24 protein-coding genes and 1 CRISPR repeat array are annotated in these 22,797 nt (G+C 31.9%); of the genes, 10 read left to right on the top strand and 14 right to left on the bottom strand.

What is annotated here, in order from left to right; translation table 11 throughout:
- Positions 1–12 precede the first annotated feature (12 nt).
- The 9 genes from MEFER_RS03695 to MEFER_RS03655 form a co-directional block, all read right to left on the bottom strand.
- Positions 13–372: a DUF5402 family protein gene (locus MEFER_RS03695; protein ID WP_015791289.1), complete on the bottom strand. Its 360-nt coding sequence runs from the start codon at positions 370–372 to the stop codon at positions 13–15.
- Complete coding sequence (locus MEFER_RS03690) at positions 369–1,367, bottom strand: peptidase U32 family protein (RefSeq protein ID WP_015791288.1); 999 nt, start codon at positions 1,365–1,367, stop codon at positions 369–371. The genes MEFER_RS03695 and MEFER_RS03690 overlap by 4 nt, the downstream gene beginning before the upstream one ends.
- Positions 1,368–1,416: 49 nt before the next feature.
- A complete protein-coding gene (locus MEFER_RS03685) occupies positions 1,417–2,043 on the bottom strand; it encodes a fumarylacetoacetate hydrolase family protein (RefSeq protein ID WP_015791287.1) in 627 nt (208 codons plus the stop codon).
- 55 nt (positions 2,044–2,098) lie between these two features.
- Positions 2,099–2,650: a hypoxanthine/guanine phosphoribosyltransferase gene (gene hpt, locus MEFER_RS03680; protein ID WP_015791286.1), complete on the bottom strand. Its 552-nt coding sequence runs from the start codon at positions 2,648–2,650 to the stop codon at positions 2,099–2,101.
- Positions 2,651–2,678: 28 nt separating this feature from the next.
- The gene (locus MEFER_RS03675) at positions 2,679–3,263 is read right to left on the bottom strand and encodes a hypothetical protein (RefSeq protein ID WP_015791285.1); all 585 of its coding nucleotides are present in this window, start codon (positions 3,261–3,263) and stop codon (positions 2,679–2,681) included.
- A gap of 306 nt (positions 3,264–3,569) precedes the next feature.
- Positions 3,570–4,727, bottom strand: coding sequence for a class I SAM-dependent rRNA methyltransferase (locus MEFER_RS03670; protein ID WP_015791284.1), 1,158 nt, complete (start codon positions 4,725–4,727; stop codon positions 3,570–3,572).
- Positions 4,728–4,748: 21 nt separating this feature from the next.
- A complete protein-coding gene (gene topA / locus MEFER_RS03665) occupies positions 4,749–7,028 on the bottom strand; it encodes a DNA topoisomerase I (protein ID WP_015791283.1) in 2,280 nt (759 codons plus the stop codon).
- A 63-nt stretch (positions 7,029–7,091) separates the two neighbouring features.
- Positions 7,092–7,652 (bottom strand): pyridoxal 5'-phosphate synthase glutaminase subunit PdxT, encoded by a 561-nt coding sequence (gene pdxT / locus MEFER_RS03660; RefSeq protein WP_015791282.1) that lies wholly within the window; start codon positions 7,650–7,652, stop codon positions 7,092–7,094.
- A 477-nt stretch (positions 7,653–8,129) separates the two neighbouring features.
- Positions 8,130–9,238: a CRISPR direct-repeat array (repeat unit 30 nt; unit sequence GTTAAAATCAGACCGGAACGGTATGGAAAT).
- 45 nt (positions 9,239–9,283) lie between these two features.
- Complete coding sequence (locus MEFER_RS03655; protein WP_157200677.1) at positions 9,284–10,240, bottom strand: TIGR01212 family radical SAM protein; 957 nt, start codon at positions 10,238–10,240, stop codon at positions 9,284–9,286.
- A 114-nt stretch (positions 10,241–10,354) separates the two neighbouring features.
- On the opposite strand from MEFER_RS03655, the gene pheS reads away from it, so the two are divergent.
- The 5 genes from pheS to MEFER_RS03630 all read left to right on the top strand — a co-directional run bounded on the left by pheS (position 10,355) and on the right by MEFER_RS03630 (position 14,588).
- Positions 10,355–11,797, top strand: a complete 1,443-nt coding sequence (gene pheS, locus MEFER_RS03650) for a phenylalanine--tRNA ligase subunit alpha (RefSeq protein ID WP_048056316.1) — start codon at positions 10,355–10,357, stop codon at positions 11,795–11,797.
- 64 nt (positions 11,798–11,861) lie between these two features.
- On the top strand, positions 11,862–12,329 hold the full coding sequence (locus MEFER_RS03645; RefSeq protein ID WP_015791279.1) for a DUF3236 domain-containing protein: 468 nt from the start codon (positions 11,862–11,864) through the stop codon (positions 12,327–12,329).
- A gap of 31 nt (positions 12,330–12,360) precedes the next feature.
- Positions 12,361–13,149 (top strand): SAM-dependent methyltransferase HcgC family protein, encoded by a 789-nt coding sequence (locus MEFER_RS03640; RefSeq protein ID WP_015791278.1) that lies wholly within the window; start codon positions 12,361–12,363, stop codon positions 13,147–13,149.
- Positions 13,150–13,202: 53 nt separating this feature from the next.
- On the top strand, positions 13,203–14,144 hold the full coding sequence (gene mdhB, locus MEFER_RS03635) for an L-2-hydroxycarboxylate dehydrogenase (RefSeq protein ID WP_015791277.1): 942 nt from the start codon (positions 13,203–13,205) through the stop codon (positions 14,142–14,144).
- 12 nt (positions 14,145–14,156) lie between these two features.
- Positions 14,157–14,588, top strand: coding sequence for a DUF2120 family protein (locus MEFER_RS03630; protein WP_015791276.1), 432 nt, complete (start codon positions 14,157–14,159; stop codon positions 14,586–14,588).
- Between the two features lie 28 nt (positions 14,589–14,616).
- On the opposite strand, the gene MEFER_RS03625 is transcribed toward MEFER_RS03630, so the two are convergent.
- Both MEFER_RS03625 and nadC read right to left on the bottom strand, forming a co-directional pair.
- Positions 14,617–14,862 carry a hypothetical protein gene (locus MEFER_RS03625; protein ID WP_015791275.1) on the bottom strand — a complete coding sequence of 82 codons (246 nt, stop codon included), beginning with the start codon at positions 14,860–14,862 and terminating at the stop codon, positions 14,617–14,619.
- 87 nt (positions 14,863–14,949) lie between these two features.
- Entirely contained in the window at positions 14,950–15,807 is an 858-nt protein-coding gene (gene nadC, locus MEFER_RS03620) for a carboxylating nicotinate-nucleotide diphosphorylase (protein ID WP_015791274.1), read from the bottom strand.
- Between the two features lie 95 nt (positions 15,808–15,902).
- On the opposite strand from nadC, the gene MEFER_RS03615 reads away from it, so the two are divergent.
- From MEFER_RS03615 to MEFER_RS03605, 3 genes are all read left to right on the top strand, one after another.
- Complete coding sequence (locus MEFER_RS03615; RefSeq protein WP_015791273.1) at positions 15,903–16,298, top strand: Rpp14/Pop5 family protein; 396 nt, start codon at positions 15,903–15,905, stop codon at positions 16,296–16,298.
- A gap of 14 nt (positions 16,299–16,312) precedes the next feature.
- Entirely contained in the window at positions 16,313–17,710 is a 1,398-nt protein-coding gene (selB, locus tag MEFER_RS03610; protein ID WP_015791272.1) for a selenocysteine-specific translation elongation factor, read from the top strand.
- A 68-nt stretch (positions 17,711–17,778) separates the two neighbouring features.
- Positions 17,779–18,192: a hypothetical protein gene (locus tag MEFER_RS03605; protein ID WP_052294371.1), complete on the top strand. Its 414-nt coding sequence runs from the start codon at positions 17,779–17,781 to the stop codon at positions 18,190–18,192.
- On the opposite strand, the gene hjc is transcribed toward MEFER_RS03605, so the two are convergent.
- The 3 genes from hjc to leuC all read right to left on the bottom strand — a co-directional run bounded on the left by hjc (position 18,189) and on the right by leuC (position 20,450).
- The gene (gene hjc, locus MEFER_RS03600) at positions 18,189–18,590 is read right to left on the bottom strand and encodes a Holliday junction resolvase Hjc (protein ID WP_015791270.1); all 402 of its coding nucleotides are present in this window, start codon (positions 18,588–18,590) and stop codon (positions 18,189–18,191) included. The two genes, MEFER_RS03605 and hjc, sit on opposite strands and share 4 nt — an antisense overlap.
- On the bottom strand, positions 18,580–19,047 hold the full coding sequence (locus MEFER_RS03595; RefSeq protein ID WP_015791269.1) for a methanogenesis marker 6 protein: 468 nt from the start codon (positions 19,045–19,047) through the stop codon (positions 18,580–18,582). The genes hjc and MEFER_RS03595 overlap by 11 nt, the downstream gene beginning before the upstream one ends.
- Positions 19,048–19,175: 128 nt before the next feature.
- Positions 19,176–20,450 carry an isopropylmalate/citramalate isomerase large subunit gene (gene leuC, locus MEFER_RS03590; RefSeq protein ID WP_015791268.1) on the bottom strand — a complete coding sequence of 425 codons (1,275 nt, stop codon included), beginning with the start codon at positions 20,448–20,450 and terminating at the stop codon, positions 19,176–19,178.
- A 180-nt stretch (positions 20,451–20,630) separates the two neighbouring features.
- On the opposite strand from leuC, the gene MEFER_RS03585 reads away from it, so the two are divergent.
- The gene (locus MEFER_RS03585; protein ID WP_015791267.1) at positions 20,631–21,401 is read left to right on the top strand and encodes a Rossmann-like domain-containing protein; all 771 of its coding nucleotides are present in this window, start codon (positions 20,631–20,633) and stop codon (positions 21,399–21,401) included.
- Between the two features lie 108 nt (positions 21,402–21,509).
- Positions 21,510–22,793, top strand: coding sequence for a 3-phosphoshikimate 1-carboxyvinyltransferase (aroA, locus tag MEFER_RS03580; RefSeq protein ID WP_015791266.1), 1,284 nt, complete (start codon positions 21,510–21,512; stop codon positions 22,791–22,793).
- Positions 22,794–22,797: the final 4 nt, after the last annotated feature.

The raw sequence follows: 22,797 nt of genomic DNA, 5'->3' as shown, positions 1-22,797 counted from the left end.
TTAAAAATTAAATTAAAACTTTAGGCTGATTAAATCAGGTCTTGGTTTTTTAAATTTATACTCTCCCTTACAAACATCACAAAGCTCTCTAACTCCAATATTTATTACATCATCACTTCCAGGCAATACCCTAACAAATATCCAATCCGCATTTATATTATAGCTTTTAGCTAACTCCTCCAATTTATTTAAAATCTTCTCTTTAAATATTTCAACATCATCAATAAAAAGCCCCCTAACAGATATCATAATCCCTACACAGCCACATCTTGAGGCAAAAACATCCATCTCAGAAATAAAAATTTCCCTACCTAATAGCTTTATAAAAAACTTCTCAATTTCATCCCTATCTTTCAAAATTTTATTTTTCAATTTTTCACCTTTAAAGCATTCTCTGCCAACTCTTTACAAAAATTGCATTTACTACATAATTTATTGCATGATTTCCAATGCTCAACAGCCCCATCTAAAGCCCTATTATCTAAATAATAGAAATGTTCTAACTCTCTTGGACAATCCAGCAACTCCATTAAATTTCCTTCCCATTTTTCGTTTAAATAGGCGTTTAAAACTCTCTTTATCCAGCCAATTGGATGACTCCTCCCTGATATTTTAAATATATCAACTAAACCTTTATAATGCTTTAAATCTTCTGGTCTTATGAAAGGGCTTTTTACTATTAGCTCTTTTTTCTTAACTCTTAAGTTTATACATTTGTTGTAATAATAGTCATCCAAAGCAGGGATGTTTTGGGCGTTTGCATGGGAGAAGAAATTGAAGTGCTGTATCCTCATAGGGCATTTATATAGACAGGCTTCATTTACCAAAATCTTTAACCTACAGCTCACATTTTCTTTAATCTCTTCTATTATATCAAAATGCCTGTTTATTGAGCTGTCTAAGGTTATTGCATAAACCTCCTTCTCATCCCAAAACATGGCTTTATCTAAGCTATCAACTAAGGCAATGCATGAGACATTAACATCCAATCCATTACTTTTAGCTAAATCAACTAAATAAGGGTCTGATAAGGCAACACTATCAACACCAATGTTTTTTAGCTGGCTAAAAATCCAATTTATATAACTAATGCCTTTTGGAGTTAGATGAATTCCTCCAATGCATGAGGCGTTTATAACTACCTCAAATCTGATATTGTTTTTCTTTGCATAATTCACTTGCTTAGCTAAATCTTCAAAGCTTGGCTTGTATAATGTAGCCCTTCCAGTTCCTATAAACTCTGGAAATCCCATGTAAACTTCAAAACTCTCCTTTCTAAACTTTTTATTTATTTTTTTGAATTTGTTGATTTCGTCTACAATAATTTTTAAGGATTCAAAATTTCCAGGATGAGGAATGGAGAACAAATTACATCACCGTATAATCTTTTGAAATAAAAATAAAAAAGAAAAATAGCTACTCCTCGTCTTTAACGTAATTCCTTAATATCCCAATACCTTCTATTTCGCATTCTACGACATCTCCAGCTTTTAACTCACCAACCCCTGGAGGTGTGCCACTAGATATTATATCTCCAGGATATAAAGTCATTATTGAAGAAACAAATTCAACGAGTTCATAGACATCAAAAATCATGTTTTTTGTGTTTGATTTCTGCTTTATTTCTCCATTAACTCTACATTCTATGTTTAAGTTCATTGGATCAATGTCTTTAACAATTCTCGGCCCTATTGGACAGAATGTATCAAAAGATTTAGCCCTTGTCCACTGCCCATCCTTCTGCTGTATATCTCTTGCAGTTACATCGTTTAAAATTGTATAGCCCATTATGTAGTCATCAGCTTCATCTTTTTTAATATTTTTTCCTTTTTTTCCGATAACTATGGCTAATTCGACTTCATAATCTACTCTCTTAGAGATTTTTGGCTTTATGATGCAATCTTCATTATATATGATTGCAGAAGTAGGTTTTAAAAATATTATTGGGTATTCTGGAATTTCCATATTCAGCTCTTTTGCGTGGTCTATGTAGTTTAAACCAACGCATATAATTTTGGTTGGCCTAATTTCCCTTATGTCCATTTAACCACCGGTCTTACTTAGTCAGCTAAATTAAAATAGTTTAAAAAAAGCAAAGTTATAAAATAACTACCTTTCCATCAACAACGTCAATTTTAACTAAAGTTTTAATTTTGTATCCTGTCTTTTCTTCAACTATCTTTTTTCCTTCACCTCTTTCAATAACGCAAATTATATCTTTTATTTCAGCTCCAGCTTTTTTTAACGCCTCAATTATTGCTATCAATGTTCCTCCGGTGGAGATGACATCATCTATAATAACAACCTTATCCCCTTTTTCTATTCCATTTAGGTAAAGTTGTCCTTTACTATAGCCAGTTGATTGGAAAACAGGAATTTCTCCTGGTAATTTATATTCTCTCTTCCTCATAATCACATAAGGTATATCAGTATATAATGAAAGCGTTGTTACTAAAGGAATTCCCATTGCTTCAGCAGTAACTATCTTATCAACATCTTCAAAGTTTCCTATCTTTATTATTCTTGTTACAACTTCCCTCAACAATTTTGGATCAACTACTGGAACTCCATCACTTATTGGATGTATGAAATAATGATACTCTCCTCTTTTAACAATTGGACATGATTTTAATGTTTCTTCTAATAACAATGTTTCACCTCAGTTATTATTTTTAAATTTACAAAGTTTTATAAACTCCTGGTCGTGGTTCAAATATATCTCCTGATTCTTTTAACTCAGATAAATACTTTTCTAATTCTTCATCCGGAATATTAACCATTCCAGATAACTCCTCAAAAGTGATTTCTCCAAATTTATCAATGAGGGCTAAGATCTTATCTTTTATAACATCAGGATTTAAAATTTCAGCGTATATCTCCTCTTCCAAACTTTCTTCAAACGGCTCAGCTCTTTCTAATAAATACTTTCTCGTCTTTTTAATTTCTAAATCTCTAAGTTTTATCCATCTTTCATCCCTCTTTCTAACTATTTCAGCCATAACATATTTTTCTCCATCATATGTTCTCGGTCTTCCAATGACATCTACTATATCTCCCTCTTCAATGTACAACGGCTTTTCTTCAAAATATCTAACATTAGCTCCATCTACATAAAAAGATACAATGTTTCCAAAGCTTATGTTATCAACTTTCCCCAAAATTCTAACTCTCCTTACTTTTCTTCCATCTATAATTAAAGCGTTATCAATTACTTCATTATTCAAAAACTCTTCTGGATATATTTTATAAGCAATGTATCTCATTTTTTCCACCCCAACCTTTTAGTAAAAGCTTGACCAAAACGGATGCATTAAGGAAGGGCTTTCAGCCCTTCATAATGCCTCTTGGATTAAAGTGGGGCTGAACATAGTGAAGCCCCGCTCTGGAGTATGGCAATCGCCAATAGGCGAGTAATGAAATCCGTAGGATTTCATCTGATAGAGGCTATGCCTCTATGCATGTATTGCCTCGCTTCGCTTGGCAATGCCTCTTGGATTAAATTATGGAGATGAACGTTTCATAATGTTTCTTAATAAGTCTGATTATAGTTATACTGCAACTTTATAGAATTAAATCTCCTCTACACTTAAAAACAAACATTTTAGATACTCTGTTCCTTTAGAGGTTATTGGGTGATCTGGACTTTGTGAGCCATACTTTATAATCTTAGCCCATTTTTTTGCCTTTAAACATGCATCTATAACTAAAGCTTTAAATGCATCTGGTTCTACTGGCTGAGAGCATGAACAGGTAACTAACAACCTATCAGCCAATTTAGCCCCAAATCTATTTAACATGTGATATCCTCTTATAGCGGATTTTAACGCCTTTTTTGATTGAGCAAATGCTGGGGGATCTAGAACTACAACGTCAAATTTTTCTCCATCTTCTATAAACTCTTTCATAACTTCAAAGGCATTCCCTTCGATAAACTCATACTTATCTTTTGGAATATTATTCAGCTCCATGTTTTCCTCTGCAGTTTTTAATGCTTTTTTTGATAAGTCAACACCTACAACCTCAGCTCCCCTTATTGCCGCATGAACTGAAAACCCCCCAGTATAACAGCAGATGTCTAAAACCCTATCCCCCTCTTTTACAAACCTCTCAAGCTCCAACCTATTCTCCCTCTGATCTAAGAAAAATCCCGTCTTTTGCCCATCAAATCTAACTTTAAATTTAGCTTCACCTTCCTGAATAATTGTTTCTGTTTTTTCTCCAGCTAATATACCCTCAACTTCTGGTAGTCCAGCCCTCTTTCTATTTCTCCCAGAACTTTTTTCATATATGCTGTCAATGCCTAAATCTAAGAGAGTTTCAACAACAACATCTTTCATCTTCTCAATACCATAGTTGAATATCTGAACTGTGGCTATATCGTTATATTTATCAATAACCAACCCATTCAGCCAATCAGATTGTGTATAAACCATTCTATAAGTGTCTTTAAACCCTAATTTTAACCTATATTCATTTGCCTTAATTATCTTTTCCCTTATGTAATTTTCATCCAACTCCTCCTTTCTTAAAGTCATTATCCTTACTTCTCTTGGGTTTTTAAAACCTCTTCCTAAGAATTTTCCTCTTTTTGAATAAATATCAACAACATCTCCAATCTCAATACTGTCAAAGTCTTCTTTATTTAATATATTGTCCCTCGGAATAATTAAATTTCCTTTCTCTATAGCTGAATATCCTCCAAAATCAACATAAAGTTTTTTAACCATTATTCCACCATATTTATTTTTTTATTTTTCTTCTTTTTCGACTATTTTTAGTTTTTCTGTGTATTTACATTTTGGATAGTTTGAACAGCCAGCAAATTTCCCAAATTTCCCTTCTCTAATTACTAAATCTCCCCCGCATTTTGGACACTTGCCAACAACTTCTTTCTCTTTTTTATTTACCGGCTCAGTATATTTACACTTTGGATAATTGGAACAGCCATAAAAAGCTCCGTAAATCCCTTTCTTTAAAATTAAATCCCCTCCGCACTTAGGGCATTTTTTATTTTCTTCTTTAACTTCAACATATTTTAAAGGACATTCTGGATTAATACAAACCTCCTTGTCTCCGATTTTTAAGATAGGTGATTTACAAGCTTCACAAGATTTATTTGGAATTTTTATTCTTCCCTTATCTGGTAGAGAGTATTTTACATCACATTCAGGATAGTTAGAGCAACCAACAAACCTGCTTTTATTGTATCTAATTAAAATTAAATCTCCCCCACATTTTGGACATTTTCCTACAATTTTTGCTTTTTTATTTGTGGAATCTAAGTTTTTTATAAGATAAGTTCCAATATCTTTCTCTTTCTTTTTAAATTCTTCCAATATCTTCCTCAATTTCTTTTCTGCTTCTTCTAAAACATCATCTTTCTTAATTTTCCTAAACTGTATTTTTTCTAACTTCTCCTCTAAATCTCTTGTCATCTTTTCATCAATAATTTCTGGACAGAATCTTTTTAACGTTTCAATTACTGAAATTCCCAAGTCAGTTACTTTTAAAGAACCTTCATCTACAACGTAACCTCTTTTTATTAATTTATCTACAATCTCTGCCCTTGTAGCCTTTGTTCCTAATCCTTTTTTCTCTAATTCTTTAATTATGCTTGCGACAGTGTATCTTTTTGGTGGCTGGGTTTCTTTTCTCGTTATCGTTATTTTTTCAATATTTATTATATCGTTTTTCTTTAATGGAGGTAGCTCAACTTCATCAAATTTTGGGAAGTAGTAAATTTCATGCCAACCTTCTTTTACAGTCCTTGAGCCAGATAGCTTAAATATCTCCCCTTTAATGTCAATTTTTATGTTTAAATATTCTCTCTCTGCGTTATCCCAAAATGCAGCTAAAGTTCTTCTTGCAATTAAATCATAAATCTTTTTCTCCTTCTCAGAAAGTTCTTCCTTTGGGACATCTACAATATGTATGGCAGGATGTGCAGGATCTTCTTTCTTTCCCCCAACTGGTTTTAAATTATCTTTTAAAATTCTGCCTACCCATTTTCCATAAATTGGATGCTCTTTTATTATTTTTAAAATATCTTCTAAATATTTCCTATCTTTTGGAAGTTTTTGAGAGCTTGTCCTTGGATAACTAATAAGAGCTTTTTCATATAAATTTTGGGCAATTTCTTGCGTTTCTTTTGGAGATATTTTAAAATAGCTGTAAGCCTCTCTCTGTAAAGTCCCCAAATCAAATGGTGGAAGGGGCTTTATCTTTCTTTTTGTTTTCTTTACTTCTAAAACTTTGGCAGTTTTTTCATCTTTTATTTTTTCATAAATATTTTTTGCTTCCTTTTCATCCCAAAATTTTTCCTTTTCATGTATAGCTTTTAAATTATCCTTTAATAGAGCTTCAATAACCCAATATGGTTTTGGGACAAATTTTTTAATTTCTAACTCTCTTTCGGTTAAAAAAGCTAATGCAGGACCTTGGACTCTACCAATACTCATTGTTTTCCATCTATTCACTGCCCTTATGGCATTCATTAAAGCCCTTGACAAATTTATACCAAAATACCAATCTACAATATGCCTGCTCTCCCCAGCATCAACTAACCCATAATCAATTTCATCAGGATTTTCAAAAGCTTTAACGATCTCTTTTTTTGTTAATGATGAAAATCTCATCCTTTTTGCTTTTTCTCTTCCACAGCAATATTTTAATGCATGATAACCTATTAACTCCCCTTCAATATCCCAATCTGTTGCTACATAGAACTCATTTGCCTCTTTTGACAGTTTTTTTAATGCTTTTATGTATTTATTTACATACTCTTTTCCTTTATCAACGCTTGCGGGCACCCATTTTACATCAAAAACTGGATAGGTTCCAAATTCTTTATTTTCCTTCTCAACTAAAGTAAATAAATGTCCAACAGCACTCGCAACAATGATTTTTTTCCCATCTCTTTCTAATTCGTAGTATGGAACTCCATCAATGCTTTTTTTCTTAGCTTTTCCTAAAGCGTTTGCTATTTTTTTAGCAACACTGGGCTTTTCACATATTATTAATGCAGTCATAATTTCACGCAATCTTTTAGTAAAATTGAAAAATAAAATAAATTAAATTTGGTAAAAAAGATTTTATTTTTTTACGCAGTTTTCAACAAAATACTTATAAACTTTATATCCATCTTCGGAAAGTTCTGGATGGAAGGATAATGCCATATACTTTCCTTGTTTCACTCCAACTATTTTATCTCCCTCTCTTGCTATAACTTCAACATCATCACTTAAAATCTTATCTACTACTGGAGCTCTTATAAATACACCGTAAATTTTTCCTAAATCTTTAAATTCTATTTCTTTTTCAAAGCTGTCAACCTGCCTTCCATATGCATTTCTTTTAACCGTTATATCCATCAATTCCAATAAAATTTGATTAATTCCAGTACCTTTTGACAACAAAACCATCCCTGCACATGTCCCTAATATTGGCAAATCAGAATTTTTTATTTTTTCTAATAAACCATATTTTTTCATCAACTTTCCTATGGTTGTGCTCTCCCCTCCTGGGATTATTAACGCATCGATCCCTTCCAAATCTTCAGCTCTTTTAACTTTCTTTGCCTCATATCCTGCTTTTTTTACTGCCTCTTCGTGCTCTTCAACATCTCCCTGAATTGCTAATATTCCAATAATCATATTCCCCCTCATTTCAATTTATTGATGTTGTGATATGGCATTAACTTTTATAATATTATGCTTTAATTCTTATTCTTTGTTTTTTATTAAATTTAAATATTTAAATTGTGTTTATCTCGCTGAAAGAGTTTTATTTTCGAAATAATTAGTTTTTATAACTTATTTTTCTATTTTGGAAATTTTTATTGAATTTCACAGGGAAGTTTATTTTAGAAATTTTAAGTATTTAGATTAATTAAATTATATGGAATTTTTAAGAGTTTTTGGTCAATTATTTTGAAGTATGATTTCCACAATAAAAAATTATTATTTTAAAAAATAATTGCTTTAAAATTCTTTTTTAAGTCTAATAAGCAAAATTTATATGTATGCAGAGGTATATAAATGAATGAGGTTAAATACCCTTCGACTTATAAGGTAACGAAAAGCATAAATATTAAGAATGCTAAAAATATACTTATCTCAAATAATTGCCCTGTTAAAATCAGACCGGAACGGTATGGAAATTGAAGGCGTATTTGAATTTGATGACTGCAAGGTGTTAAAATCAGACCGGAACGGTATGGAAATTGCCTTTTTAAGTGCTTTCAGCTTTTCAGCTAATGAGTTAAAATCAGACCGGAACGGTATGGAAATCCTCTAAGGGTCTTGGTAGATAGTAAGGACCATAATCCCAAGTTAAAATCAGACCGGAACGGTATGGAAATTAGTTGCTTGTTCCTACATCTATCTTGGCTATTTTTCCGTTAAAATCAGACCGGAACGGTATGGAAATCATACTCTTTTCTTGTTTCATTATCTGGTATATAATTGTTAAAATCAGACCGGAACGGTATGGAAATGGAGGAGTTAAAGAAGAAGGAGAAGAGGCTGGAATTTAAGTTAAAATCAGACCGGAACGGTATGGAAATGCAACGGCAGGTCTTTTATTTTCTCTGAGAGATTTTTGTTAAAATCAGACCGGAACGGTATGGAAATCAGAAGCGAGATTTCTGACTGCAAAAGTTTATGTAGAGTTAAAATCAGACCGGAACGGTATGGAAATGAATCGGCAACATTACAGCACATAGAGCAAATAGTTAAAATCAGACCGGAACGGTATGGAAATAGTAATGAACGCATACCTGAGCGAGTGTGTATTATAACCAGTTAAAATCAGACCGGAACGGTATGGAAATGCTGAAAAGGCTATAAAGAAGAAAGAGAAGCTTAAACAAAGTTAAAATCAGACCGGAACGGTATGGAAATGATGATAGTATAGAGCTTACAGCTGTTTATAGTGGGTTAAAATCAGACCGGAACGGTATGGAAATTTATCATACTCACTTCTTAGCTGTTTAATAACATATTGTTAAAATCAGACCGGAACGGTATGGAAATAAACATTACTCTCTTCCTGCAGTTAACGGATATTTCTTCAATGTTAAAATCAGACCGGAACGGTATGGAAATATGTTAGTTTTTGTAACTTTACAATCCAATGTTACAGTTAAAATCAGACCGGAACGGTATGGAAATACTGTTGTATCAAACCACAATATCTTAGTGTCGTTCGGGTTAAAATCAGATCGGAACGGTATGGAAATTAGTTATATGAATAATTAAATAAAATAAAAATAGAAAAGAAATTTTTAGAAATAAAATTTTGCTCCCTGTCGGCTACCTCTTTTTTTCAATATCTCATTTACTCTGTTCATAACTTTAAACCTATTTAAGTCCCATTCTGGAGAAATTTTAATCTCTCCTGGAACCTTATCCTTTGAAAGCCTTTGAATTAATACATAAGGAGATAAATGCTCTAAAAAATCACAAACCAAATTCACATACTGTTTTTCGTCTAAAGTTCTATACTCTCCCATCCAATACATCTCCTCCAATTTTGTATTTTTAATAACCACTAACGGGTAAATCTTAACTGATTCAACCCCCAATAAAGATAATATTTTTGCCGTCTCCATCATTTCCTTCCAACTTTCTCCTGGCAATCCTAAAATAATATGTCCACAAACTTTTATCCCTCTTTTATGGCATTCTTTTATTGCATTTATTGTGTCAGATACGTTATGCCCCCTATTTAAAATCTCAAGTGTTTTTTGATGCATACTTTGAATGCCCAAATCTATCCATATATCATAGCCATTTTCAACATACTCCTTTAATATATCAAGTTTTTCTTTTTCTAAGCAATCTGGCCTGGTTCCTATAGACAATCCAATAACATCCTCATACGATAAACAAAAATCCCAGATTTCTTTTAATTTTTCTGCTGGCGCATATGTGTTAGTTCCAGGATAGAAGTAGATGTGAAATTTTTCAAATCCTTTCTTTTTTTGATTTTCCATTTGTTTTTCAATCTGTTCTTTTAGTGGGATTTTTGCATTGCAGTATTTAACTGATATCGGCCTTCCCATTTCTGGACAAAAAATACACCCTCCATTTTTTTTATGTGGACATCCAAGCCCAATATCAACTGGAATCTTAAAAATCCTCTCTTTAAATTTTTTCTTTACATATATTCCATATTGAGCGAATAAATAGCCTTCTTTATAAATTTCATCGATTATTTTAATGTCTTCATCGTTAAACATAACAATCCCCAAACCAATAACTAACATTTAATATCAATTTGATGTAGAGTTATCTATTTATTAAGGAAATAGCTATTATAAAAACATAATAATTTTGAATATGCGGTGATGATTATGGAACTTCACATAGATGAGAAGAGGTTGTTAAAGATTTTCCAAGATAACAACAGGGAAGAGTTTGATTTAAATGAATTAGAAAGATTTATGCCAAAAGAGAAGATTTTGAGAGTTTCTCTATGGCTGAAAGGGAAGGGTTTGGCTGAAACAGAAGAGAAGGTTAAGAAAATAGTAAAGGTTATCAATGAAGAGGATTTTCCAGAGAGGAAAATTGCCAAATATTTAAAACAGCAAAACAAAAACGAAATTGAAATTAAAAACTTAAAAGATATCTTACCAAAAGAGGAGATTAACGCAGCTTTGGGAGCCATAAAAAGAAAAGGAATAGCAAAGATTGAAAAAGGAAAAATTATTTTCGATAACTTGGATTACGAAGATGTTGAAGAAGAAGTGTTGAAAAAAATTAAAGAATATAAATATTTTGACAACTTTAGCGAAGAGGAAAAGAAAATCATAGAGATTTTAAAAAAGAGAGGATATGTAGATTTTGATGAGGAGAAAGAAATAAAGATAAAATTAACTGAAAAAGGAAAAGAGTTTATAAAAGAACCTATTGAGATTGAAGGGGAGATAACTCAGCTAACAAGAGATATAATAATAAGTGGAAAGTGGAAAAAAGCTTATATCAGACCTTATGATGTTAAAGTTCCTACAAAGCCAGTATATCCGGCTAAAATCCATCCATTAACAAGAATTATCAGAGAGGTTAAAGAGATTTTATTAGCAATGGGATTTAAAGAGGTTAAAAGTCCAATAGTTGAAACAGAGTTTTGGAACTTTGACATGCTCTTTGAGCCACAAGACCATCCAGCAAGAGAGATGCAAGACACTTTCTTCTTAAAATATCCAAAAGTTGGGGATATTTCAGAAGATTTATTGGATAAGGTCAGAGAGGTTCATGAAAGATGCTGGAAATATAAATTTGATGAAAATGTTTCAAAGAGATTGATTTTAAGAACTCACACAACTGCATCATCTATAAGATATTTAGCTTCATTGTCAGATGATGAAAAAAACAAGCCACATAAAGTATTTTGTATAGATAGGGTTTTTAGGAATGAGGCTATTGATTATAAACACTTACCAGAGTTTTATCAGTGTGAAGGAATTATAATGGATGATAACGTTAATTTCAACAACTTAATTGGCGTTTTAAAAGAATTTTTGAATAGATTAGGTTTTGAGAAGGTTAGATTTAGACCAGCTTATTTCCCATTTACTGAGCCATCATTGGAGGCAGAGGTTTATTTAGAAGGAAAAGGATGGTTGGAAATTTTGGGGGCAGGAATATTTAGGCCTGAAGTTTTGGATCCAATAGGCATCAAAAAACCAGTTTTAGCATGGGGTATAGGGTTTAGTAGGTTGGCTATGTTGAGATGTGGATTAACTGATATTAGGGATTTGCATAAGAACGATTTAGACTGGTTGAAGAGAGTCTAACAACCTTTTAGTGAAACTTTTAGAAAAAGTTTCATCAAAACATCTCTATATAAGAGGGCTTAAAATGGAAGAAATAATTAAAAATGCATTCATCGAATCAATCAACAATACAAGAAGAGGAGATAAAAGAGAAGAAGTAAAGAAAATTCAGGAAAAGATAATTAATGCAAAAAAAATTGTTGTTGCTACAAACAATCAAAAGAAATTTAAAGTAATAAGAGATATTATGTTAAGAATTTGTAATGCAGAGATAAAAATGCTTAACATAGATACAAGATTTGCTGATTTAACGCGAATGCCAGCTTTAAACAAAGGATTAATGGCTGTTGATACTGAAAAAGCTGATTTATACATTGCGAGAGGAAGATTGGGAGTTCCTGGCTCTGGTTCTATGCTTATAATATTGGATGAGAAGGGAAGAGTTTTAACAGCGGCTTTATCTCCTTCATCAGTTATTCATAAGGAGGATATTGAGGAGAGAATAAAAAAAGAGCTAATTGAGGCTTTAAAGAGGATTGGAATTGACATTTAATTTTTATATTTTTTCGTTTGGAGGTGGAGTTATGAAGTATGGGATAACTGAAACAGTAAAAACAATTGATACAAAAACAAGAGTTATTGATATAATTACTGAAATAGCTAAGAAAAAATATAATGCAATTAGAAATTTTTTGGAGGGAGAAGAGTTTAAGGAGGTTGTGGTATTTGGAGTTTATTTGTGGGGAAATTATGTAGCTCAAAAGTTATCAAAATATGCTGAAAAGGTTTATTTGGTCGATATCTACGAATTTATGAAAGGATTTGTCTCAAATAACAGCATAGAATTTTTGAGTTTAAATGAATTTAAATTAAAGTTTATGAAAAATGAGGTAAATCCTGATTTAATTGTTGATTTAACTGGATTAGGGGGAATTGAGCCAGAATTTTTAGCCAAGTTTGATCCAAAAGTTGTTATTGTTGAAGACCCTAAGGGAGTTTTTGATGTTGATATTTATGAAGCTGATAACACCTACAAAAGAGTAGCTCCATTTATTGAGAAGGCAAAGGTAGGAATTTTAAAAACATACAGAAAGGCAAAAGTATCAAAAACGTCTGGAACTATGACTTTAACAATTGACACAATAGTTGATGCCTCAAGAGAAATAACATCTTTAGATGGAGTTTTATATGCAATCCCAAATCTTAGGTATTATGAAGGGATTCTCTTCCATGAAAACGATATTCACAAATTTTTATCTGAAATTTCACAGCCAGCAATCACCATAAGTTCCTTAAATGATGTGTTAGATGAGGCTGAGGAAATATTATCAAATAACGTTAATTCAATCTATTCTTTTGTTGAAAAACTTTAATTTCTATTTTATTTTAAAAATAAATTAAAATAAAAGTTCTTCTGAGGGATAGTATGAAAGTTTCTATTATTGGAGCTTCTGGTAGAGTTGGGAGTGCAACAGCTTTGTTATTGGCCAAAGAACCTTTTATGAAGGATTTGGTTTTGATAGGGAGGGAACACTCAATAAACAAATTAGAAGGATTAAAAGAGGATATTTACGATGCCTTAGCAGGAACGAGGAGTGATGCAAACATATACGTTAGCAGTGATGAAAATTTGAAAATCGTGGATGAAAGTGATGTTGTAATAATAACGAGTGGTGTTCCAAGAAAAGAGGGAATGAGTAGGATGGATTTAGCAAAAATAAATGCAAAAATTGTTGGTAACTATGCTAAAAAAATAGCTGAAATATGTGATACAAAGATATTCGTTATAACAAATCCTGTAGATGTGATGACATATAAGGCTTTAGTAGATTCAAAATTTGAAAGAAATCAGGTTTTTGGTTTAGGGACACACTTAGATTCTTTGAGGTTTAAGGTTGCTATTGCCAAATTCTTTGGAGTTCATATTGATGAAGTCAGGACAAGAATTATTGGAGAGCATGGAGACACCATGGTTCCTTTATTGAGTGCTACATCCATCGGAGGAATTCCAATAGACAAATTTGAAAAATTCAAGGATTTGCCTATTGATGAGATTATAGAGGATGTTAAAACAAAGGGGGAGGAGATTATTAGATTAAAAGGAGGTTCTGAATTTGGACCAGCAGCAGCTATTTTGAACGTAATTAGGTGTATTGTAAATAATGAAAAGAGGCTATTAACCTTATCTGCCTACGTGGATGGGGAGTTTGATGGAATTAGAGATGTTTGTATAGGGGTTCCAGTTAAAATTGGAAAGGATGGAGTTGAAGAAGTTGTATCAATCGAGTTGGATAAAGATGAGTTTACTGCATTTAAAAAATCAGCTGAACTCATTAAAAAATACTGTGAGGAAGTTAAAAACTTATAATTGGTGTTAGTAATGTGGAAAGCTAATATTGGTAAATTAATGCATGCCTTAAATGCTTTTAAAGGTTCTAAGCCATTATTTGAAACGGATGAGATGTTAATGGTTAAGGGGGTTTGTAGAGATGAAGAGTTTGAAAAATTTGATAACATTAAAGATTACCTAATCGAAAAATTGAAAAAAGAAGGGTATGAGATAGTTGATGATGTTGATGAGATAGATAAATTTGTTAGTAGAATAAATGAGATTTTAAATGAAAATCCTCTCTACCCTGACACTTTTGGTTTTGAAAGAATGAAAGAGAGTTTTGAAATGATTGGATGTGAGTGTGATTATATTATAGCTAAAAAAAGAAATATAATGGTTGGAGTTTGCATGTATTTTGATAAAAAACTAAAAAACCCAAAATTTGTTGAAGTTGTTGGGGTTTTATTCACTTCTTCTTAATTTTTGTGAAATATCTTCCCCCACACATTCATTCTTTAAAAATTTTATCCAAAAGTTTGTTTTCACTTTCCATTATATTTTTGATAAGGTCATCAGATATTTTTGGAGATATTTCATTCTTTAAAATTTTTAACATTTTAATTTCATTATTTATTTTTTCCTCCCTCAATTTTTTATATTCATTCATTGTTGATGTTTTATTCTTAGTTAATATACAATACACCCCAACTAATCCAGTAGATGTTAGCAACATTAAAAAAATGATTATTTCCATGGTATTACCCAATACAACGAATTTATAAATGGATTTGTTATTTAATAGATATATAAATTTTACTAAATAAATATATAAAATCTTTATTTACATTTGTTTTGAGAATGTTATATCTAAGCTCATATCAACACTTTTTACTGAATGTGTTAGCATTCCAAGGGAAATAACATCAACATTGTATTTTGCATATTCTAAAATATTCTCTTCCCTAATTCCTCCACTAACTTCAATTATTGGTCTAAATCCGGTAGTTTTTTTAAAATCATCAATTATATTTAAAGCTTTTTCAACATCTTCTGGTTTAAAGTTATCGAGCATTATTATATCAGCTCTCTCCTCTAAGGCTTCTTTCAACTCATCAAAGTTGCTAACCTCAACCTCAATCTTCTTTGTAAAGCTAACATTTTCCCTAGCTTTCCTTATAGCCTCTTTTATTCCGACTATTGCTATATGATTATCTTTGATTAAGACACAATCATCTAATCTAAATCTATGTGTATCTCCTCCTCCAACATAAACTGCATATTTTTGTAGAGGAGATAATAAGGGAAGAGTCTTCCTCGTGCATGCAATTTTAACTTTTTTATTAACTTTTCTAACTTTTTTAACTATTCTGTTTGTTATCGTGGCTATTCCAGAGAGATGCATCAACAAATTTAAAGCAGTTCTTTCAAGCATTAATATGGTTTTTGCATCACCTTCAAGCTCTAATATATTTCCATAAGCTTCATCTCCATCGTTAAATAACTTTTTGCATTTAATGCCATACTCTTCAAAAAACGCAACAATAAAATCAACTCCACAAACAATGCAAGGTTCCTTAGATTTAATAACTCCTTTAGCTTCTACACCTTCTGGAATTGTTGAAGCCGTGGTTATATCTCCAAATCCGATATCGTATTCCAAAGATTTTTTTAATAGTTTGAGGGCGTAATCTTTGAGCATAGTCTCCCCTATAAGATAGTTTCTAAATTTTATTAATAAACCTTAAATAATAAAAACTTTTGTTTTGAAAATATAAAATACAGCTGTGTGATATAATGCTTAAAACACTGCCACCAACTTTAAGAGAGAAAAAGAGATATATTGCTTTTAAAATATTGTATGATGAAGAATTAAAAGAAGGAGAGGTTGTTAATTTAATTAGAAAAGCTGTTTTAGAATATTATGGCTTTTGGGGAACATCTAAAGCAAATCCATGGCTCGTTTATTACGATTTCCCCTATGGAATTTTGAGATGTCAAAGGGAAAATGTTGATTATGTAAAAAGCTCTCTAATTTTAGTTAGAGAATTTAAAGAAAAACCAATAAATATCATCTGCTTAGGGGTTTCCGGAACAATAAGAAAAGCAAAGATTAAATTTTTAGGTATAGAAAAACCAAGAAGATGGTTTGTAGTCAGAAGAGAAAGATTAAGGGCAAAAAAACAAAAATAATGTTTGGTGGTCTTATGGAAATGAAAAATGTGAATGTTGGGCTGTTTGGGCATATCGACCATGGAAAAACAGAATTGGCAAAACAATTAACTGAAATAGCTTCAACATCTGCATTAGACAAACCAAAGGAGTCTCAAAAAAGAGGAATAACTATTGATTTAGGCTTTTCTTCTTTCACTTTAGACAATTACAGGATTACCTTAGTTGATGCTCCTGGACACTCTGAGCTAATAAGAACTGCCATTGGGGCGGGGAGTATCATAGACGCTGCTTTATTGGTTGTTGATGCTAAAGAAGGACCGAAGACACAAACAGGAGAACATTTGTTGGTTTTAGATTTATTGGGCATACCTACAATCGTTGTCATAAATAAAATAGATATAGCAAGTGATGAAGAGATTAAAAGAACTGAAGCTTTTATGAAGCAGATATTAAACTCAACAATTAATTTAAAAAACTCCAAAATTGTTAAAATTTCTGCAAAAACTGGAATTGGAATTGAAGAGTTAAAAAAAGAACTAAAAAATTTATTGGATAGTATAAACATCAATAGGGAAGTAAATAGCTATTTAAAAATGCCTATCGACCATGCATTTAAAATAAAGGGTGTGGGGACTGTTGTAACGGGAACAATTCATAAAGGAAAGGTTGAGGTTGGAGATACATTAAAAATCTTACCAATAAACCATGAAGTCAAAGTTAAGAGCATACAATGTTTTAAACAAGATGTTGATATAGCTTATGCTGGAGATAGGGTGGGGATGGCTTTAATTGGCGTAGAGCCAGAAAGCCTGTTTAGGGGATGTATTTTAACATCGGAAGATACAAAATTAAAGGTCATAGATAAGTTTATAGCTAAAGTAAAAATCTTAAATTTATTTAAATACAACTTAGCTCCAAAAATGAAGGTTCATATAAATATAGGGCTTTTGACAGTCCCAGCAACAATAATTCCATATAAAATGGAGAAAGTTAACGATAAAGAAGTGCCTATTGTTTTAGAAGAAATTAAAGGAGGGGATTCTTGCTACTGTATTTTTAAATTAGATGAAAAAGTCGTCGTTGATGAAGGAGACAAGGTTTTAATAATGAGGTTAGATTTGCCACCAACAACATTAAGAATTTGTGGATTTGGAGAAGTTATTGGCTTTGAAGATTTAGAGCTTAAAAAGATAGTTGTTAAAGAAGGAAGAGTTGTTAAGAAAAAAGATAAAACCTATGTTGAAGGTTTGGCATCTTCCAAATCAGCTGGGGAAAAACTTATTGGGGAAAAAGTTTATGTTCCGGATAAAAATATATGGGGAATTATAAAGGGAACGTTTGGAACTAAAGGAAGCTTGATTGTTGAATTTAACGGAGATATTGATGGTGGGGAGAGAGTTGTATTAAAAAGAGTTAGAAGATGGGGATAAACCACATTATTTATATAATGAGAATAACAAAACAATTTATATTATTGTTAACTGTGTTGGTGAGAGTTGTGTATGTGGTTGATTTGCCATATAAAAAATTGGGTGTAGAGCTTGAGGGAAAACAGTTAATTTTTAAAATGAAATCTAAAGATGTTGAAGAGAGCATAAGGATGAATTTTGAATCAGCTGCTTTATTAAAAATTTTAATGGAACAGGGGGTTTTAGTAGCAGAAAAAATAAACAAAGATTTTAAAAAAGATAATATAAAAATTCATGACATTCAAGATATTGGAACGGTTTTTGGTGTTGATGGAAGAATTTCAATTGGTGTTTTGCCTGCTGATGAAAATAGGGTGGCTTCAATCCTCGTTGGATTTCATAAGGATGATAGGCATATAGCGGTTGTAGTAAAACCAAAGAAAATAGCTTTATTGAGCGTTATAATCACAAAACTCATAAGTGAAAACATAAAATTGGATTAAGTTACATCCTCTATTTTTAACTGCTTCCCTTTACCAACAACTTCATAAAAATCAATGGCAATGACTTTTATCTTTTCATCAATCACGTAGTTTTTCCCGTTGGTTGATAAAAGATAAGGATTTATAAATAATATTTCTCCATTAAACTTTACAGCTAAATATGGCTTTCCTCCAAAGGTTTTTGAGAAATCTATAAGCTTTTCAACATCTTCTCTGCTTATATAAAATCTATTTTTTGAAGATGATTTACATTCAAATATTAAAATCTCCCCATCTCTTCCTGCTATTAAATCAACTCCTTTACTTCCAGCACTTCTAACTACTGCAAATCCCTCCTTTTCTAAAAGTTTTTTTAATTCTCTTTCGAAAGCACTACCTTTTCTATATTTATGCCTCATTTTTGCTCCCTAATACCTTCTCAACTATATTTTTAAATTCTTCAACCGGTATCTTACTCTCTCTCTTTATTAGCTCCCTCTCTTTAGCTAAAACCTCTTCCATAGGCGTTAATCCTTCTTTTTCAATTTTGTCCAATGCCAAACCAATTTTATCTAAAACTGCCTGCTCAGCTTCTAATTGGTGAAAGCCCTCCCTTGGCCCTCCTCCTCTAAATGCCCTACATCTCCTCTCATCCCAAATAGGGTAACCTCTATCTTTACAAAATATCCTATTTTTTTCAAAATTTCTAATATCTTGTGCTAATTTATCAACTAATTCTTCCTCCCCTTCAATATATGCCCCAAAACATGTCTCTTTTACGACAATGGGCTGTTTTAGTGAGTTTAAATATCTTGTTAATTTTCCTGGATTAGTTAATGCGTTTTCAGCTAAAACTATAACCTTGGTCTTTTTCATCATTCCACCATAAAATTTATAATTAATTTAAAATTTGCCCTTATCTCTTATAAATGTTGCTCTATAAATTTAAAATTTTAAACAATATAAAATATAAAAATAGCAAAAAGAGAAATAAAATTTAAAATTTATAAGTCTCTTGGATCTACTAGTTCTCCCTTAACAGCACACGCAGCAGCGGTTATTGGTGATGCTAAGTAAATTTCCGCCTCTAATGAACCCTGTCTACCTCTAAAGTTTCTGTTTGATGTTGAAACACAAACCTCTCCAGGCCCTAAAACTCCATATAATGAACCCATACATGCAGAGCATGAAGGGTTTGTAACAACACATCCATACTTTAAGAATTTCTCAATTATTCCCGCTTTTAAAGCTTTTAAATACTCTTCTCTTGAAGCAGGAGTTACAACAACTCTAACGTTATCTGCTATACCTCCATGCTTATCTATAATTTCAATAGCCATTTTTAAGTCTTCAAATCTTCCGTTTGTGCATGAACCAATGAATACTTGATCTATAGGTCTTCCAGCCACCTCTCTTGCAGGCTTAACGTTATCTACATTGTGTGGGCATGCAAAGACCGGCTCTATTTTATCTGCTTCAATCTCATAAACTTCAGCAAATTCAGCGTCTTCATCTCCTTTTATTATTTCAAATGGTCTTTCAGTTCCATGTTTTTTCATAGCTTCTTTTACATACTGTACAGTTTTTTCATCTGGCTCTATAATTCCAGTTTTTCCTCCCATTTCAATAGCCATGTTTGTCATTGTCATTCTTGATGCAATACTCATCTTTTTAACAGTTTCTCCACCAAACTGGCAAGCTTTGTATGTAGCCCCATCAACACCAACTTCTCCTATAATTGATAAAATAACATCCTTTGAAGTAACATAAGGTTGCAAATCTCCGGTAATGTTGAAGTAAATTGTTTCTGGAACTTTAAACCATAATTTACCTGTTGCAAATACGTGAGCCATGTCAGTTGAACCAATTCCAGTAGCAAAAGCTCCAAAAGCTCCATGTGTGCATGTGTGGCTGTCAGCACCAACAACAACCTCTCCAGGAGCTACATGTCCTTTTTCTGGCAAAACTTGATGGCAAACTCCTTCTCTAATGTCGTAGAAGTATTTAATGCCTTGCTCTTTAACAAATTTTCTCATTAATATGTGGTTTTCAGCAGCTTTTATACTGTCAGCTGGAACTTGGTGGTCAAATAAGACAACGATCTTTTCTGGATCCCAAACTTTCTCAATTCCATACTCTTTTAATGTATTTACTGTTAAAGGGCCAGTAATGTCATGAACCATAGCCACATCTATATTTGCCATTACAATGTCTCCTGGACTAACCTCTTTCTTTCCAGAAGCCTTTGCTAATATTTTTTCTACAATAGTCATTCCCATATTTTCACCTTCATTAATTGATAAATGTTAAAATGATGACATTTAATATTTATAATAGTCATATAAAAAACTTACAAATAGTCCTCGATGATGAGTAATAGAAGCTGAGATGTGATGAACCCTTTGGGGTATCTGAGAGGGCTTTTAAAAAAATTTTATTATTGCTAATTTGGTGATATTGTGATTATTGATCATATTATTAAAAAAGCCAAAGATATTACAAATAATTATAAATTTAAAATACTTGATTTCTCTTTTGCCCTTCCATACAGCTATGTGTTGATTGAAAAGGATGGCAAAAAATCTTTAGGAGTGGCTATGACACTGTTAGAGGAATATAAAGGACATAGTGAGAAGAGAAAAGTAGATTTTGGAGAGAAAACAATTGAAGATTTTATAACTATGGCTAATGATTTAGATGTAATCAATAGAACCCTTGGATTAGCCGCTATAAATGCTGTTTCTCAATATTTCATTAAATTAAATGAAGATGATTATAAAAGGGATGTAATAAATTTGATTTTGAATAAAAAAGGAATTAAGAAAATTGCATTTATTGGAAATATGATGCCATTGGTCAAAATGCTAAAAGAAAAAGGAGATTTTGAGTTTTATGTTTTTGAGAGGAATCCAAAAATTTCAACACCAGAAACGATAAGTGATGCTTTTGAATATACTTTATTACCAAAGATGGATGCAGTTTTAATTAGTGGAACCTCTATATTAAATAACAGTTTGGACATGATATTAGATAGGGCTAAAAATGCTAAGTTAAAGATTTTAGTGGGACCTAGTGCTCAAATACTTCCAGAATTTGTTAAAGGTTATGGAATTGACTACATCGCCTCAACTCATATATTAGGTATTGATAAAGCCTTATATAATTTAAAGCTCGGCTCCTCTTTTGGATTGTTTAAGAAATATTCGAAAAAATACATTGTTAAAGTATAAAAGCCAGATATCATTTTTTAAATTTAAGGCATAATATATAAATCACAAACCTTAAAGTAGTTTTTTATTTTAATAATTTACGATATTACAATCATTAATGGTGATAGTTTGTTAATTGTAAAAAAGACTGACAGATTGGAAGGAACTGTTAAAGCCCCACCTTCAAAATCATACACTCATAGGGCTGTTATTGGGGCTTTCTTAGCTGAAGGAGAAAGTGTAATAAAAAATCCCCTTTGGGGAGCTGATTGCCTCTCCTCAGTTCATGGATGTAGGATGTTGGGAGCAGATATTGAATTAGATAAAGATAAAGATAAGTGGATTGTTAAAGGTGGGGAGTTAAAAACACCAGATAACGTTATAGATATTGGAAATAGTGGAACAACATTAAGGATTTTAACATCAATAGCTTCACAGATACCAAAAGGATATGCAATTTTAACTGGAGATGATTCAATAAGAAGGAGACCAATGCAACCTTTGTTAGATGCTCTAAAACAGCTGAATATAGAGGCATTTTCGTCAAAAATGGATGGAACTGCACCAATAATTGTAAAGAGTGGAGAGATTAATGGAAATAAAGTAGAGATTAGAGGGGATATTAGCTCTCAATTTATCACATCTTTGATGATGCTCCTTCCATTTAATAAAGAAGATACTGAAATAATATTAACAACCCCATTAAAATCAAAACCTTATATTGATGTTACATTAGATATATTAAGTAAATTTGGTATAAAGATTGATGAAACAGAAAAAGGATTTTTAGTTTATGGAAATCAGAAATATAAAGCTATAGATTATATTGTTGAAGGAGATTACTCCTCCGCATCATATTTAATAGCAGCAGGAGTTTTAATAAATTCAAATATAACAATTGAAAACCTATTTGCAGATTCAAAGCAGGGCGATAGGGCGATAATTGATATCGTTAAAGAGATGGGAGCTGATATTAAAGTTAAAAAAGATAAGGTTATTGTTGAAGGAGAATATAACTTAAATGGAATAGATGTAGATGTTAAAGATATCCCTGATTTGGTTCCAACCATTGCAGTTCTTGGATGCTTTGCAGAGGGGAAGACAGAAATCTACAATGGAGAGCATGTTAGGTTGAAAGAATGTGATAGGTTGAGGGCTTGTGCAGTAGAGTTAAAAAAGATGGGAGCAGATATTGAAGAGAAACCAGATGGTTTGATTATAAGAGGGGTTAAAAAGCTGAGAGGAGCTAAATTGAATACTTATAACGACCATAGGTTGGTTATGGCATTCACCGTTGCTGGATTAAAGGCAGAGGGAGAGACAATTATTGAGGGAGAGGAAGCTGTAAAAATATCATTCCCAAATTTTGTTGAGGTTATGAGAAGTATAGGAGCTAATATTGAGATAAGATAAAAGA

Source organism: Methanocaldococcus fervens AG86 (assembly GCF_000023985.1).
Lineage (GTDB): Archaea > AGJL01 > Methanococci > Methanococcales > Methanocaldococcaceae > Methanocaldococcus > Methanocaldococcus fervens.
The sequence above is the reverse complement of the archived record's forward strand: the minus strand, read 5'-3'. Positions and strand labels throughout refer to the sequence as shown.